14 protein-coding genes are annotated in these 15,304 nt (G+C 36.5%); 9 read left to right on the top strand and 5 right to left on the bottom strand.

The annotated features are described in order from the left end of the window. Positions 1-5 precede the first annotated feature (5 nt). Complete coding sequence (locus Fsol_RS03600; RefSeq protein ID WP_108673516.1) at positions 6-713, top strand: RlmE family RNA methyltransferase; 708 nt, start codon at positions 6-8, stop codon at positions 711-713. On the opposite strand, the gene Fsol_RS03755 is transcribed toward Fsol_RS03600, so the two are convergent. Further along, positions 714-1,691 (bottom strand): tyrosine-type recombinase/integrase, encoded by a 978-nt coding sequence (locus tag Fsol_RS03755; protein WP_158521650.1) that lies wholly within the window; start codon positions 1,689-1,691, stop codon positions 714-716. Positions 1,692-1,755: 64 nt separating this feature from the next. Between Fsol_RS03755 and Fsol_RS03585 the strand changes: the two genes are divergently transcribed. From Fsol_RS03585 to ssb, 8 genes are all read left to right on the top strand, one after another. Beyond that, entirely contained in the window at positions 1,756-3,099 is a 1,344-nt protein-coding gene (locus tag Fsol_RS03585; protein ID WP_108673515.1) for an alanine:cation symporter family protein, read from the top strand. Between the two features lie 88 nt (positions 3,100-3,187). Beyond that, positions 3,188-3,847, top strand: coding sequence for a thioredoxin domain-containing protein (locus Fsol_RS03580; protein WP_108673514.1), 660 nt, complete (start codon positions 3,188-3,190; stop codon positions 3,845-3,847). A gap of 7 nt (positions 3,848-3,854) precedes the next feature. Beyond that, positions 3,855-4,853 carry a cytochrome d ubiquinol oxidase subunit II gene (locus Fsol_RS03575; RefSeq protein ID WP_108673513.1) on the top strand — a complete coding sequence of 333 codons (999 nt, stop codon included), beginning with the start codon at positions 3,855-3,857 and terminating at the stop codon, positions 4,851-4,853. A gap of 51 nt (positions 4,854-4,904) precedes the next feature. Further along, complete coding sequence (locus tag Fsol_RS03570; RefSeq protein WP_410519420.1) at positions 4,905-5,900, top strand: pyruvate dehydrogenase complex E1 component subunit beta; 996 nt, start codon at positions 4,905-4,907, stop codon at positions 5,898-5,900. A gap of 123 nt (positions 5,901-6,023) precedes the next feature. Then, positions 6,024-7,424 (top strand): hypothetical protein, encoded by a 1,401-nt coding sequence (locus Fsol_RS03565; RefSeq protein ID WP_108673511.1) that lies wholly within the window; start codon positions 6,024-6,026, stop codon positions 7,422-7,424. Between the two features lie 28 nt (positions 7,425-7,452). Next, positions 7,453-8,127 (top strand): bifunctional 2-polyprenyl-6-hydroxyphenol methylase/3-demethylubiquinol 3-O-methyltransferase UbiG, encoded by a 675-nt coding sequence (ubiG, locus tag Fsol_RS03560; RefSeq protein WP_108673510.1) that lies wholly within the window; start codon positions 7,453-7,455, stop codon positions 8,125-8,127. 111 nt (positions 8,128-8,238) lie between these two features. Then, positions 8,239-9,894 carry a glycine--tRNA ligase subunit beta gene (gene glyS / locus Fsol_RS03555; RefSeq protein WP_108673509.1) on the top strand — a complete coding sequence of 552 codons (1,656 nt, stop codon included), beginning with the start codon at positions 8,239-8,241 and terminating at the stop codon, positions 9,892-9,894. A gap of 141 nt (positions 9,895-10,035) precedes the next feature. Further along, positions 10,036-10,464: a single-stranded DNA-binding protein gene (gene ssb, locus Fsol_RS03550; protein ID WP_108673508.1), complete on the top strand. Its 429-nt coding sequence runs from the start codon at positions 10,036-10,038 to the stop codon at positions 10,462-10,464. 226 nt (positions 10,465-10,690) lie between these two features. Here ssb and Fsol_RS03545 read toward each other — a convergent pair whose 3' ends face one another. The 4 genes from Fsol_RS03545 to Fsol_RS03530 form a co-directional block, all read right to left on the bottom strand. Continuing rightward, positions 10,691-12,193, bottom strand: a complete 1,503-nt coding sequence (locus tag Fsol_RS03545) for a peptide MFS transporter (RefSeq protein ID WP_108673507.1) — start codon at positions 12,191-12,193, stop codon at positions 10,691-10,693. A 296-nt stretch (positions 12,194-12,489) separates the two neighbouring features. After that, a complete protein-coding gene (locus Fsol_RS03540; RefSeq protein ID WP_108673506.1) occupies positions 12,490-13,320 on the bottom strand; it encodes an adenylate kinase family protein in 831 nt (276 codons plus the stop codon). Between the two features lie 95 nt (positions 13,321-13,415). Next, complete coding sequence (locus Fsol_RS03535) at positions 13,416-14,390, bottom strand: methionyl-tRNA formyltransferase (protein ID WP_108673505.1); 975 nt, start codon at positions 14,388-14,390, stop codon at positions 13,416-13,418. A 33-nt stretch (positions 14,391-14,423) separates the two neighbouring features. Continuing rightward, positions 14,424-15,137 (bottom strand): adenylate kinase family protein, encoded by a 714-nt coding sequence (locus Fsol_RS03530; RefSeq protein ID WP_108673504.1) that lies wholly within the window; start codon positions 15,135-15,137, stop codon positions 14,424-14,426. Positions 15,138-15,304 lie beyond the last annotated feature (167 nt).

Below are 15,304 nucleotides of genomic sequence, written 5' to 3'. Positions count from 1 at the left end.
AGTAGATGCTGAAAAAAAAGTTTTCTTACTCTTCTCAAAAGTGGCTAAAGAGGAGAAAAAAAGATCAGTACGTGCATATGGCAAAGGAGCTGAATTATAGATCGAGAGCTGCTTTTAAGTTAATAGAAATTTTAGATAAATTTCACATTATAAAAACGGTAAAGAATGGAGAAGTGATACTTGACTTAGGTGCTGCACCAGGTGGCTGGTCTCAAGTCATAAGTGAAAGATTAAAAAAAGCTTCAGTGCGCGCTTCGATTATTGGAATTGACTTATTGCATGTGATGCCTGTTTCTGGCGTGCATTTCATACAACATGATTTTTTAGCATCTGATTTGATGCAGAAAATACAAGAAATTTTGTCTCAGTTTGATGAGACTAGTGAAGCAGCACAAGATCGTGAAGTAGAGAAGTCATCAGATATTTTAGAGAATTTTAGCGCCGCTTTGATAGTGAGTGATATGTTACCTAATGCGTCTGGAGATAAAACTGCAGATCATTTACGATTTGCTGCGCTTTTAAATGAGAGTCTGTTATTTGCAATAAAGTATCTGAAGAAAGGTGGTTTTTTTGTGACTAAGGTTATAAGATGCGGTAAGGAAAGCGCTGTGATAAAGAAGCACTCTGAGCATTTTGACAATTTCCAGTTTTTTAAGCCACATTCAAGCTATTCGGATTCAGCGGAGATATTTGTCGTTCTGAAGAAGAAATAGTTACTTTTTTGAAAGAGGATGCTTGTCATTAAGCATATTTCTCAGATCGTCATTCAATACCGAGGTATATATTTGCGTTGAAGTGATAGAAGAATGTCCGAGTATTTTCTGTAACACATGAATTTGTGCGCCTTTTCTCAAGATATGAGTAGCGAAAGCATGCCTTACTTTATGAGGCGATATCAATTTTTTATCTATGTTCATATACGTCGCTACTTCACGGATAATCTGTCCGATTCTCTGTCTTGTAAGATGAGTAGTTGGAGAATCTTCGGAAGAAAATAGCCATCCAAAATTGTTGCAGTTCTTTTTCGTAGTTATGATGAGATGTACGTATTGCGCCAACGTTGCATACGCGATATCGTTCAGTACTACATTACGTTCTTTATTGCCCTTTCCTATTACTTTGATAATTCTTTTTACAGAGTTATCGCGCAAATATTCGTTTTCCATAACATCAGCAAGTTTAAGCGTAATCAGTTCTGATACTCTGAGTCCTGTAGAATATAGTACCGCAAATATTGCATTATTTCGTAATAATAGAAATTCATCATTCAAATATAGTTCACGAATGCCTGTGAACATCTTTATTATATCCGTTTCACTCGGTACGTTCGGCAATTTATGTTCTCGTTTCGGATATTTGATGCTAAGTGTTGGATTTTCTGTAATATCTCTCTCAGTTAGTAGAAAGCTATAAAATCTTTTTAAAACTGATATCTTGCGTCTTACGGTGGCAGAAGATTCTTTATTTAAGGTAACAAGATAATCCGTAATGTCAGAATGAGTGACAGATAGTGGTGCAATTTTTCTCTCTTGAAGAAAGAAGTTAAAGAATTTTAAGTCTGTAACATACGATATAATAGTGTTATTACTTGCTTGAAATTCGCTAAGAAGCATCTCTCTGAATTTTTCTATCATTCTGATCATGATGCTTATATATTCGTTTATTGTGCTAAGAGATATGTCATTGCACATTTGATATATACTATATTCGAAGGTATAAGTGATAGAAAAAGAATAAGATTGGCGTGGTAGATTTATGGGGTATATTTTTTCATTTTTCGCATGGATAGATCGTTTTATATGGGAGTACCTTGGAATATTCGTCATTTTAATCGGAGGCGTATATCTCACGTATAAAGCGCACTTCTTACAGATACGTACATTAAAAAATCCTATTAAGAATGTATCTGAAATTTTCGGCATAGCTTCTCATAAAACAAATTCGTCTTACGGATTACCTCCATGGAAGTTATATTTCTCTTCAATTGGTGGCATGGTAGGAGTAGGTAATATAGTGACGATAATGGGTGCGGTGACGCTTGGAGGAATGGGGAGTATTTTGTGGATGCTGCTCGCTTCCTTTATTGGTATGATTGTGAAATATTGCGAAGTTTATCTTGCAATACAGTATAGAGTGAAGAAAAGGAATGGCGATGGATATGATGGCGGATTGATGTATTATATCGCTGGTAGTTTTAAGGAAAGTAGTGTGCTGAAGACGGTATTACCCTTACTGATATCTGTACTGTTATGCATATATGGAGTGGAGATTGTGCAATTTCTTGTTATTACCGATAGTATTTCCACGTTACTTGGAGTGGATAAAGCAATTATAGTAGCAGCTACGCTATGTTGTGTGATGGCAAGTGCACTTGGAGGAGTAAAAAGGCTGAGTGAGATATGCGCTGTTATAATGCCAGTGTTACTAGTATCGTATATTGGTATTGGATTATATGTGATAGCGATAAATTATGCTGCCATTCCGGAGATATTGTATGAAATCTTATATCAAGGGACGAAATTTTATGACTTTCATAATGATAGATGGAATATAGTAGGTGTGATAATAGCAATGCATTATGGTTTCGCGAGAGGGATATATTCTGGAGATATAGGAATGGGGTATGATTCGGTTGTACATAGTGAAGCGAAGATAATGACATCTCCTGCTTCTTATGCGAGAACGACGTTTTTTTCATTATTTACCGATACTGTTATATCGATGATCAGTCTCTTGATTGCAAAGCTTGGTGGCGCTTTTCAGCAAAAGGGATTGAGTCACTTTCAGTATGTATCTTTCTCTCTCGAAAAATTTCTACCTTCTTTTTTCGTAGAATGTTATATTACGCTTGTGATTGTGATTGCCGGTTTTAGCACTATCATAGGATATTTTGTAGTAGGGCAAAAGGCAGCATCTTATATTCACGCAAAGTATGGCAGGGTAATATACGTAATATATGCGATATTTGCCTTTAGTATTTTTGCATTTCAGGAACAAGAAGACGTGATGCTGATCATGAGTATTTCAGGAGGAATCATAATGATCGTCAATATTATCACCATTCTGCGTTTGAGAGCGCGCATAAAATTTCAAGATTAGTAAAGTTATAAATGAGAAATTTCTATTGAATTTCCTGTTTAGAGTTTAGATACTGTTACTTAGTATTAATGGCGCTTTATCTCGAAGTATGCTTTTTTCAAGGGATTTACATTGCTTTTTGACGTTCATATTCTGTCTTATATGTCTTCTTTTTCCATATAGTAATACTTACTCTGTTGTAAATGCGCCAGTAAAAGACAATGCTATAGTGACTGATTCTCCGTTGCTGAGTAAAATGCATGATGACTATTACATCGGAAATCTGAAAGCGAAGAATGTGATGATAGAATATTCTTCACTTACTTGTCCTCATTGTGCGCACTACCATGCTTCTTTATTTACTCAGATATTAGAGAAGTACGTCAAAACTGGTAAGATGCTGTACATATATCGTCCGTTTCCGCTTGATGCGCAGTCTCTTGATGCTGCAGCACTTTCATTATGTATTGGTCATGATGATTATGATCTCTATTTCAGAGTGATAGATGTATTATACAAGAATCAACTTTCCTGGCTTTTTGGAGACTATAAAAAGAAAATGATTTCAATACTGGAGTTTAATAATATCTCGAAAAGTAAGATAGAGCACTGTAAATCAAGTGATTTATTTAAACGAAGAGTAATAAAGCAGTCTTTTCAAGGAAAGCAAGACTTGAAGATAGAATATACGCCATACTTGATACTTAATGGCGCGCCGTTAAAAAGTGAATTATCACTTGAGATGATCGATAAAAAATTAATTAAATAATTAGCATATGATCGCATATATACTGCAGAATCATCTTGCTGATATTTTTGGATTTCTTGTAACGTTAGCGCTATATATGTACTGCATGCTTGATGGTTGCGACTTAGGAGTAGGCATGCTGCTTGTGCGCTATAAGTCTCGCGCTAAAAGAGATAGCATCATTGGTTCGATTGCGCCCTTTTGGGATGCTAATGAAACATGGCTAGTGTTATGGGTAGGACTTATTACAATAGCTTTTCCTCAAGCGCATGGCGAGATATTAGGAAAGCTTTACATTCATGTATTTATGCTACTTTTCCTCCTCATATTACGTGGTGTATCCTTTGAATTACGGCTAAAAACATCATACTATTCATTGTGGAGTAATATCTTCATGATATCCTCGTTTGGAATGAGTTTTACTATGGGGCATATGATATTCTACTATATTAGTGGATTCAGTAACGGTATAACGCAATTTGTCAGTTGTTGTGCGGGAGGGATGGCGTTTATAATGGGGTTCTCTGCTTTAGGAGAGATGTGGATATCTCTTACGCAGAAGATAAGAGTGAGTAGTGAGTATCCTCGAAAGATTGAAAATGACGTTAGTGGCTTATTGTATGGTTTTGCATTATTTTCAATGTTAGCATACGCAATATTGTTTCATGAAGATGAAGTAATGTTTGGAAGATTGCTAAAGCTTGGCTATTATAGTGCTATTCCTATTATGCTAAACTTTATTTGCGGTTTCCTTGCTGTGTATATGCAGCGTCTGCTATATCGCTGGAGTAATTTTCTATTCTTGGTGTCTATGTTTTGTTTCTTTGCGGCATTCTTTATTTTTTCTGCAATGGTAGTATATCCGTATATTTCTCCGTACAGTATTCTACTTGTAGATGGTGCTGCGCATGAAAAATCTCTTATAGCAATATTGATATCAGCGCTGATATTTGTGCCTCTGCTTTTAATTTATACGATGGTAGTGCATATTGCGTTTAGGGGAAAGCTTCATAACATAGACTATTAAGTTGAATTTCTCGGTTATTTTGCTACTTTAACTAAGTTTTTTTGAGATCTTATGACTCACTCCATGAAATCTGTCAGAGAATCCATAAGAGATGGTATTGCTAAGAGTATGCGTAATGACTGCAATGTTGTGCTGCTTGGAGAAGAAGTAGGAGAATATCAAGGCGCTTACAAAGTGAGCAGCGGACTCCTTCAAGAATTTGGCAAAGAAAGAGTAATAGATACACCGATAACAGAACATGGTTTTGCAGGTATTGGCGCAGGGATGGCGATGAGTGGATTGGCGCCTATAGTGGAATTCATGACTTTCAACTTCGCAATGCAAGCGATGGATCAGATTATAAATTCATGCGCAAAATTGCATTACATGTCAGGAGGTACTATTACATGTCCGATTGTATTTAGAGGGCCAAATGGTGCGGCATCTAGAGTGGCAGCGCAGCATTCGCAATGTTATGCAGCATGGTATGCGCACATTCCAGGATTAAAGGTGATTGCACCGTATTTCTCGTACGATTTTGAAGCTCTAATACAGGCTTCGGTAGAAGATAAAAATCCTGTTGTATTTCTAGAAAATGAAATTCTTTATAATGAAGAACATGCCGTATTAGAAGACTATATACCTCCAAAAATAGGAGAGGCTAGAGTAGTAAGACAGGGAACGGATATTACGATAGTGACGTTTTCCATTCAAGTTGGAAGAGCTTTACGCGCTAGCGAAATTCTTCAAACAGAATACGGTGTATCATGCGAAGTTATCGATCTCATTACGTTGCGTCCTATAGATACCGCAACGATAATTAATTCAGTAAAAAAGACTAATAATCTTGTGACAGTAGAAGAAGGATGGGCAAAATGCGGTATTGGTGCTGAGATCAGTATGAGCGTACTTGAGCACGCTTTTGATTTTCTTGATTCGCCTCCGTGTCGCGTAGCTAGTGTAGACATACCACTTCCGTATGCGGAAAACCTAGAGATAGCGACTTTGCCAAAAGAGAAGGAAATTATAAAAAATGTACTGCGCGTATTAAATAAGTGCACTAAATAGAGTGCAAAATGCAGTATGTATTATAAATTTTACTGTCATTCAATTATGTGCGTATAATTTTTCTTTTCTTTTTTATTTATTACTTTTATTCTTGAGTTATAAGTATTTATTTAGCAATTTTTTATGTACGTCGTAGGATTACTTTTATTATTACTATTGCCGTTTAATGCTGTTTCAGCTATCAGTATCCAAGATTCTCTTTCAGAAGTGAGGAAGAATTTTGCTTTTGGCGGAGGTATAGTAAACTTTACACCAGCAATAGAACTGGATAACAATCTGAAATATACAACTGCTACACGTACTAGAGATAGTGAAATCGAACAGGTGACAAATGACTATGTTGCCTCTCCTGGTCTTACATTTGGAGTAGGTCGTATGTTTGGCTCGCTCGGAGCATTTATAGGGATAGATTTTTTCAATAATGAAGTAGAAAGTGAAGCGCTTACCTTTGCCAAGCAGCTGTCGGTGAACAGCTTTACAACGAGTATTGGAGTGAATAAGTATTTCGGTCAAAGGAAAATAAAGCCGTTTGTTGGAGTAACGATAGGAATATTGGATCAGACATATGAGATCTCTGGCATAAAAGTTATGGATAGTAGCGGAAAGATTACTGATATTACCGCTAAAGCTATTGATAACGGATGGAATGCACCGAGTGGAGAAGATGTATCATTTGTAGTATCCGCGTTAGGGCAAACTGAGTATGTGAATGCTACTTCGGTATGTTCTGGAATAAGCTCTGCAAGTGGTACGTGTACTAGCACTGCTGGCACAATCAGTTATAGCTCTCCAAGTAACACTTGTACTCCGGCATCAGCAGTGCAAGGATGCGCAATTGGTTCGGTAAGTACACCTTCAACATGTTGGTCTGATAATGGAAGTACTACTGAGTACTGTACAGGCGCAGGCTGCGGAGCATTCTTTACAACGCAACCTACTTGCACGTATTCAGCTAGTGGTTGCATTTCTGGAGAGTATGGCGCTGTTGCTTTTTCTGGAAACGAAACGGTAGTACAAGAATCGATAGCTGATTACGTTGAAGAAAAGATTACTACGCCTGACGATCTGCGTATAGTGACTGCGTTGACTGGAGGTTTTGCAACAAAATTTGGTAATATACAGCTAGAAATATTCGGCACTATAAATGCGACATCACCTATAACTTTCAGCTCCGATAATCAATACGTCTCTCCTGGTGCTAAATTATCACGTAGTACTAATACGGTAAGCGTAAATGCAGTACCAGCTCAGTATACATATGCGCCAAGCAGTGGTAGTTGTGAGATTGCAGATTGTTCTGAGTTGAATAATACCAATACAAAAGAAGCGGTATTTTCGAATGTAGGCACTACACCTATGCAAGGAAATAGTAATGGCTATTCATACTATGTATATGAAGGTAGTAATAATCAGTATGCTCAATATCAAGCTACGTATAACGATACTGTAAGAATGAAAGTAGATGGACAAACAGCGCATCAGGTAAGTTATACATTTGGAATACGCGCGTTGGCGATGTTTTAAATATGACGTTAGTGTTTGAAGTGATGCAATGTACAACTATTTAGACGATATCGCTCAAGAATGGGAAAAAAGCGATGGTGCATTCGAAATGCTCCATCGCATGAATGTAGTAAGGTTAGAGTATATAGTACAGACATTACGAAAGTTTTTTCCTGCATTGAAAGGATTAAAGGTATTGGACTTAGGTTGTGGAGGTGGTATTTTATCCGTGCCACTTGCGAAGCTTGGCATGAATGTAACTGGAGTAGATAATGGTGAGAAAGCCGTTTTTTACGCTGCAAAGTTAGCGAAGAAGGAGAATGTAGCAGTTGATTTTATATGCGAAAGTGCTGTGACTTTCTTTGATACTGCGCGCTGCTTCGATGTGATATTGATGATGGAAAGTATAGAGCATATAGATGAGTGGAAGATCTTATTACAAAAAGTGAGAGATAGTATAGCAAAGCTTGTCATTATCTCTTCCATCAATAGAACAGTGCTTTCATACATCAAGACTATTCTTTTAGGAGAGTACGTCTTGAATTTTGTACCTAGAGGTACTCATAATTGGTGTAATTACGTCAAGCCTTCGGAGTTAGTAGATATTATGTATCCATCATATCGAATCTCTGATGTTCACGGCATGCAATATGATTTTATTAAAAAAAGTTGGCTTCTCCATGATAAGATAGATTCCAACTACGTGATATCTTTTATTAGATAAAAGCGTCGCTTAACTGCTTGATGCTAACACACGAAGTCTTGGAAATATTGTATGACATCGAATGTAGAAAATGGTATCTAAGTAGAATCCGTATTATATTTACGAAGATACATGGCTGCTTTGTTACTAGAGCTTTTATCCGGTGAAATACCGATGAGTATGCAGAAAAAAGCTACAGAGGAAATAGGTAAAAACGTAGTGGACGCTGTGACACTCTATTACAAGAATTACAACAACTTCTGCAAAGAAGATATCATTGTATCGTACGATTTGTATTCTGCTAGAAGAATAGGATTATTTATCAACAATTTACCGGATCTTCATTCAGAACTTGTTTTAATCAAGAGTATTATTAAAGGACCGAAGATTGATTGCGATGATAAAATACTTGCCGCTTTCATGAAAAAGCATGAGATAACGAATAAGGCTGATTTGATAGAAGATGGTGTGAATTATGTATATCATCAGAAAATATGTGGCAAAAAGGAGATCTTGAAAAATCTCGGTATTATAATACGCGATGCAATTCTTTCATATAGATGGGAGAAATCAATGAAATGGGGGAGTTATGAAATAGAGTGGGTAAGGCCTCTATATTCGGTATTATGTATGTACAATGAAGATGTGATACCATTCACGTTCGGACATTTGCATTCGTCTAATAAAACAGTTGGACATAGAATATATAGTGAACGGCATGATGGATATATCCCCCCTATTACGACATTACAGAGTGGTATTGATAATCTTGTAGGAAATTACTTTGGCGAATGTATTACAATATCTCACGCTTCTGATTATGCGAATATCTTGAAAAAATATGGTGTAATTGTGTCGAGCATGGAACGTGTGAGTCGTATTAGAGAGAACATATCAGCTATTATACCTGATTCTACCGTAATGATAGAAGATGAAATGCTTCTGCACACAAATAGCGCAATGACTGAATTTCCTAGTGTATTGCTTGGTACAATATCAGAGAAATACATGTCGTTACCGAGGGAAGTGTTAATCACGACTGTTAAGCATCATCAAAGATGTATGATGCTACAATACAAGAGTGAAGGAGAAATTGCCCCATACTTTATTATAGTGAATGATATAGCTTCAGCACACTATGATGTAGATAGTGTCATTCGAGGTAACGAGAAAGTGGTACAAGCAAGATTAGAAGATGCGCGCTTCATTTTTCTTAAAGAATGCAACACATCGCTTGATGTACTAATTGATAAGTTAAAGGGGCTAATGTTTCATGAAAAAATAGGCTCAATGTATCAGAAAGTTGAAAGAATGAAAAACATCGGCATGCAACTCTATGATAAAATTAAGCACTACTTTGCTACTACAGTAGAGTCGTATTCTATTGAAAGAGCATGCTATTTATCAAAAATGGACTTAACTACGGAAATGGTAAGCGAATTTCCAGAATTGCAAGGAATTATAGGAGCATATTATGCAAAACTTCATGGAGAGAGTGATGATGTTGTAATGGCAATTAAAGAACATTATCACCCCTTAGGTAAAGGAGATGCAATGCTACCTGTATCTACTTTAGGTATTGTATTAAGTTTGAGTGATAGATTAGATACTCTTAATGAGATGTTTGAAATTGGAATAAAGCCATCTAGCACTAAAGATCCATATGCTTTGAGAAGAGCTGCAATATCGATAAATAGAATATTGGCATGCTATGGTATTATTGAAGATGACATAATGCAGAACTTTATGCGAGCGGATGTGATAGAATTTCTGCGCGAGAAGAGGTAAATCATGCACTATCTAATATAGAGACTCTCAAGATAAGTATGCTGCTTTGTATAAAGTGTGGCACTTGTTTTATTTTGTATATTGACTTTCTTTCATAACACCATCAGACTCAATAAATCTTTTAGTGAGTTGCTGTGTAACATGAAAACAAAGAATAAAATAACATTAGTAGGAATAGTAGATCGCGATCCTGTAGTGAGAAAAACGTCAGGAACTGATAGAACTGGAGAGGAAAAAGAAGTGATAAACTTTACCCTGTATACGGTAGAGCACTGGATTACAAGAGATAGAACTAAAGTGACGAAGAAGGAGTATCACAGGATTTGTGTATTTGTACCGTGGATTGTTAGCTTTGTAAAAAAGAATGTACGTGCAGGAGATGCGCTGTATATAGAAGGTTCTGTGCATACAAGATTGTGGAAAGGTAGCCAGGACGAGAAGAGAAGCGTAACTGAAATAGTATTGCAAAGTAACTCATCGTCTTTACTAAAGTTAGAACATGTAGGGCATCAGCAAAAGACGGAACATGGTGCAGAAGATGATAATGATGACGATGTAATCAATTTTTAAATGATATCTCTCGTATCGTACCTAATATTTGAGCAGTTGTGTATTTTGTTTGGAAGTAGCGGGCAAGACAGAGTATAGTACTGCTTCATAAAGTGGAAAATGACCTCTCTAAAAAGTTCTCTTGCATTTCTTTTATTCATGGCGATATACGTCCTCTGCGCTTATCACTACCCTTTATGAAGAACAATAGATTAAATGCGTTTCTTCAAATCTATACTTACAGCTACTAGTGTGTGCTTACGCTATGATCGTTTGTATCACTCTCATTAGTGCTGTTTCTCTTTGAGAGCTTTCTGTGGATATATAGACCGAATGGAATAAATGCTATAGCTATGTAGAGATTGAAAATAGCTATATCCCAAAATCCCTTTTTATATATCTGAAGAGATTTATATGCTGTAGATATTCCGTTATCGTGTGGTATAGACATAAATTCTGCAATTACTACCCCTCCTAAATTAGAAAATGCAAGTGAGAGTAGCATTATGCCCATAATGAGTCCTTTATATTTTTGAGGCGCAAGTAAGGATACATATGATTGTACTACGGGAGCGATGAAAATTTCTCCAAGTCCCATGATTGATATACTCACTATAAGGTATACATAGTGCACGCGGCTTGTAGTATCAGCATTTATACAACCGAAGTAAAGTATGAAGAAACATGCTGCAATTGCAAGTATTCCCAGCAGCATTCTAAACGTATCTAACGACTTACGTAGCTTAAAGAAGGTATTGAACAAAAGACCGAATAGAATAACAGAGATTGGATTAATTGCTTGAGAAATTGCTGCAGGAATTTGTATTTCTAAGATGCTGTTAGTAACGTTTCTTTCAGTGAATAAATTGATCAATGACCCAAGCTGCATCTCTAATGCGAAGAATAGCATTAAGAAAATTGTCATTATCGCTATAATGTACATATTTTCTCTGTAACGTTCATCTGTTTTATACGTGATATATCCGAAGATTATAAGGAGAGCAAATCCGAAGTATTGCAGCACGTTGACAAATAACTCTGAATTTTCAAACGAGACGGTGCATATGATAGATAAAATGATACTGAAAATTATCACTCCTGAGAATTGCATGATGTTCATGAGCTTTGTGCTATTTATAGGACTTCTTCCAGTATCTCCTAAGACATATTGAAATTTAATAAAAGTTATTAATCCTAATAACATGCCAAATCCTGCTAATCCAAAGCCGTAATGCCATCCATATTGATGCGCTACGATTGCGCATGAAATGGAAGCTAAAAATGAACCTACATTGACTCCTACATAAAATAATCCAAAGCCTGTACTTCTATCTTCTTCTTTATGACGATAACATTCTCCAAGAAGATTAGTGATGTTACCTTTAAATAACCCTGTGCCTACTCCAATTAAACTTAATCCAAGAAATATTGCGCATAGATCAGTGCCAGAGAGTGCTAGTGCGGTATGTCCAAATGTCATGACGAGAGCACCTATTATGACCATTTTTCTAAATCCCATGACTCGATCGGCAAGATAGCCTCCTATGATCGGTACTGCATACGATATTGCTGCGAAGAGAGAGTATATAACGTACGCTTTTTTATCTGTAACTCCAATGTAAGATGTCAAGAATAGTACGAGCAAAGCACGCATTCCATAATAACTGAAGCGTTCCCACATTTCGACGAAGAAGAGAAGGCATAAGAAATTAGGAAATGTGTCATTTGTAAGAGATTTCGTGCTACTCATAAGAAAAATGAAGACTTTATAAGATAATTAAAGTGTTATTTGACAAAGAAAAAATATACCTACCTAAGGCAATGATTGTAAGGATTGAGATGCAAGAAGTAAATAGAAAGTACTGTATTATAGTAATGCAGTGAAAAACCGTAGCACTTTACTGTATCTAATCTTTTTACGCTTTTTATATCGCTAGCCGCAGCAACACGGACGAGGAGGATACTCAAAGCTGAGTGCAGTGATTACTAGAAAACAGCTTCCTTTCCAAAAAGAGCAAAAGCCACTTTTTGGAAAGTTAGATGCTTCTATTTTCTAGCAGCGAGAAGAGGGCGAAGCTTCTCTGCAAGAGTTATAGCTTGCTGAGAGAGAAGGGAAATGGAGCAATTGCCATCAACAGTGAAGAAAGCAGGATACGTTTGGTAGTGCTTTATAAGCGGCAAGGTATTCTTCCGATATTCGCAATATCTATGCAATATCACCTTACGTGTATCGTCTTTTCTCGCATAGAATTTCTTGCTTCCACAATGATCGCAAGTGCACATATTATCACGTGCTAACATCTGTGCTCTTGTGACTTTGCCGCTATCGAGAGACTTATCATGTATCTTTGGCAAGCTGAAGTATAGATTGTAGATTGCATTACACTCAGCGCACATAAAGCGACCAGCACTTCTTTTCTCTATCACATTAAGAGAAGCATGAACGTTGATAATGATTGGAGAGTTGCTAGCGCCTAAAGCCTCATCTAACATAAGTCCCTGCGCTACTGTACGTGGATATCCGTCTAATATGACACCATTTGCATACTGTGGCTCTAACAGTTTTTTCTTTAAAATCTGAATAGTAGTTTCATCATCTAACAGTTTGCCGCCTTGTAGTTGTGCAGCCTTAGGATCGGAAGAGGATTTGAAATACTCTCGTATTGCATCACCCATTGACAATATTGGAACATTAAGTTGAGTGGAAAGCATTGCACCGAAAGTGCCTTTGCCGCTACCTGGCGCACCTAAGAGAATTATCTTTACTCTTGAGATAGGATTTTCTTGAGTAGTGCTATCAAGATTAGTATGTTGCGGACTACACGCGCTAATGAAAACGACCGCAGAGAGCAGTACTGCTGTTAAAAATTTCTTCATTCTCAATAAAAAATTTCATATTCGGAGTTGATATTACTCAAAGGTATGAAATAAGCAATCTTTATCTCAAAAAAAGTAAGTAAAACTGAAGAGGGTTATATTTTAACCAATAGACCGTTTGAGAAATCTGCACCAGACATAATCTTTTTACCTTCGAGTTGTACTATTTCGAGAATTAGTATACTTCTATCGCCTGCAAAATAGATTCCTATGCCTTTTTTCTTAGCGAATAGCAGATCGGCATTTTGCAACTCTATTCTATGTTTTGTATGGACTTTTGAAAAAGATTGCAGATTACAGAGAACTTGAGCGGTGCATAAGTATTGTTGATATTCAGTACTTCCAAATTTTAGTAGAGTGCTTTTTATCAAGTTTAATCTTTTTTGCTGAAATAGTAGAAAAGCGCATGCTATTTTAGAGAGTCCTCTTACAAGGTTATGTACTTCGTATCCTGTTTTATCATAACTTATCATGCATTCTGTGTTCTTGATTTTATCAGCATATGTAATGCCATCTTCAGCTTGTTTTATGAAGATTGTTGTGTTTTTTTTTATTAATTCTAATGCTTCAAGCAGTAAATTTGCACCTATGTTGGAAAGAATCGGTAAAATCTCAGAGTATGTTTCGTCTTTGAGTTCTACCAGTTGAGATAGTATTATATTTCCTGTATCAAGTCCGCTATCCATCTGCATAATGCATACGTGGATATGTCTGTCTCCAGATATTATCGCACGTTGAATTGGAGCAGCGCCGCGCCATCTTGGTAATGATGATGGATGTATATTAATAAATCCGTTTACTGGAATATTAAGCATTGATGAAGGAATGATGAGTCCATACGATGCTACTACACATATGGTGGGAGCGAGCATTTTCAGTTGTGTAACATGGTCTTCGCTTTTGAGAGAATTTGGAGTAAAAACTTGAATACTGTTTTCATGCGCTAAGTTCAGAATCGGATTATTTTTTTCACCTTTTGTATATATTGCACTCACTTTATGTTCGCTTTTAAGGAGCTTTAACAATGGATATAAAGCGAACTCTCCTGAACCCATGAATACCAATGTCATGTAGCTTTAATAAATACTTAAGAAATTAATATACTAGTTATCTTTCTTTGCATGAAGCACATTCTTTACTTCATCGAATAAGTGCTGAGATGAGTTATTGCCATCGAAGTGAAAATAGAACTTTCTGTGTTTATAGTAGTCAGTAAGTGGTAATGTGTTTTTGACGTATTCTTTATACCTTTTTAACGCTATTTCTTCGGTATCATCTTCGCGACTGTAAAATGTTTCGCTACCGCAGTGATCGCATTTACACGATGAATTATTACTTGATAGCAGATCTTTCACAGTTATATCCTGCGTTAGAATGATATTGTTGATATAAGGTAGCTTAAAGAAGAGATTGTATATACTATCGCATTGACTGCACATAAATCTTCCTACAATCCGCTTAATGGCGATTTCAGGCTTAACTGCTATATCGAGTATTATAGTGTCGTCCTTTTTTTTTATCTCGTTATCTAATAACTCTGCTTGTGTTATCGTTCTAGGGTATCCGTCTAGTATAACTCCGTTGGTATACTCTGTTTTTACTAATGTTTCTTGCAGAATATGCATCATCTTATCGTCTTCCAGTAGTGCGCCTCCGTTGATTTTATTTCCATTCTGTTCTTTGCTAGCAAAAAGCTTCCTGAGCAATTTTCCAGTAGAAAGGATCGGTATCGAAAGAAATTTCGATATTTCCTTTCCTAAAGTGCCTTTACCACTGCCTGGACATCCTAGCAGGATTGCTTTAACAGAGTTCAGCATGAAGAACTTATATTCGTATAACAACTGTAGAATGTACTATGATTTAATCTAATGTGCAAGGCTGATAAAGTTCGATAACTGATGCGATTTGAAGAATCGGAGCGAGAAAAGAAAAGGCTAAATATGCCGCATATGAAGTATTCAAATGTTAAACTTTATTGTCTTGA

The organism is Candidatus Fokinia solitaria, from assembly GCF_003072485.1.
In the GTDB taxonomy this organism is placed as follows: domain Bacteria; phylum Pseudomonadota; class Alphaproteobacteria; order Rickettsiales; family Midichloriaceae; genus Fokinia; species Fokinia solitaria.
This window is presented reverse-complemented; position numbering and strand designations above follow the sequence as displayed.

Excerpts from the sequence above, each read along its gene's own strand:
- glyS (WP_108673509.1), top strand. The coding sequence starts at position 8,239 with ATGGCTGCTTTGTTACTAGAGCTTTTATCCGGTGAAATACCGATGAGT.
- Fsol_RS03540 (WP_108673506.1), bottom strand. The coding sequence starts at position 13,320 with ATGAAGAAATTTTTAACAGCAGTACTGCTCTCTGCGGTCGTTTTCATT.
- Fsol_RS03535 (WP_108673505.1), bottom strand. The coding sequence starts at position 14,390 with ATGACATTGGTATTCATGGGTTCAGGAGAGTTCGCTTTATATCCATTG.
- Fsol_RS03570 (WP_410519420.1), top strand. The coding sequence starts at position 4,905 with ATGACTCACTCCATGAAATCTGTCAGAGAATCCATAAGAGATGGTATT.
- Fsol_RS03585 (WP_108673515.1), top strand. The coding sequence starts at position 1,756 with ATGGGGTATATTTTTTCATTTTTCGCATGGATAGATCGTTTTATATGG.
- Fsol_RS03530 (WP_108673504.1), bottom strand. The coding sequence starts at position 15,137 with ATGCTGAACTCTGTTAAAGCAATCCTGCTAGGATGTCCAGGCAGTGGT.
- Fsol_RS03580 (WP_108673514.1), top strand. The coding sequence starts at position 3,188 with ATGCTTTTTTCAAGGGATTTACATTGCTTTTTGACGTTCATATTCTGT.
- ssb (WP_108673508.1), top strand. The coding sequence starts at position 10,036 with ATGAAAACAAAGAATAAAATAACATTAGTAGGAATAGTAGATCGCGAT.
- Fsol_RS03545 (WP_108673507.1), bottom strand. The coding sequence starts at position 12,193 with ATGAGTAGCACGAAATCTCTTACAAATGACACATTTCCTAATTTCTTA.
- Fsol_RS03575 (WP_108673513.1), top strand. The coding sequence starts at position 3,855 with ATGATCGCATATATACTGCAGAATCATCTTGCTGATATTTTTGGATTT.
- Fsol_RS03755 (WP_158521650.1), bottom strand. The coding sequence starts at position 1,691 with ATGTGCAATGACATATCTCTTAGCACAATAAACGAATATATAAGCATC.
- Fsol_RS03600 (WP_108673516.1), top strand. The coding sequence starts at position 6 with ATGCTGAAAAAAAAGTTTTCTTACTCTTCTCAAAAGTGGCTAAAGAGG.
- Fsol_RS03565 (WP_108673511.1), top strand. The coding sequence starts at position 6,024 with ATGTACGTCGTAGGATTACTTTTATTATTACTATTGCCGTTTAATGCT.
- ubiG (WP_108673510.1), top strand. The coding sequence starts at position 7,453 with ATGTACAACTATTTAGACGATATCGCTCAAGAATGGGAAAAAAGCGAT.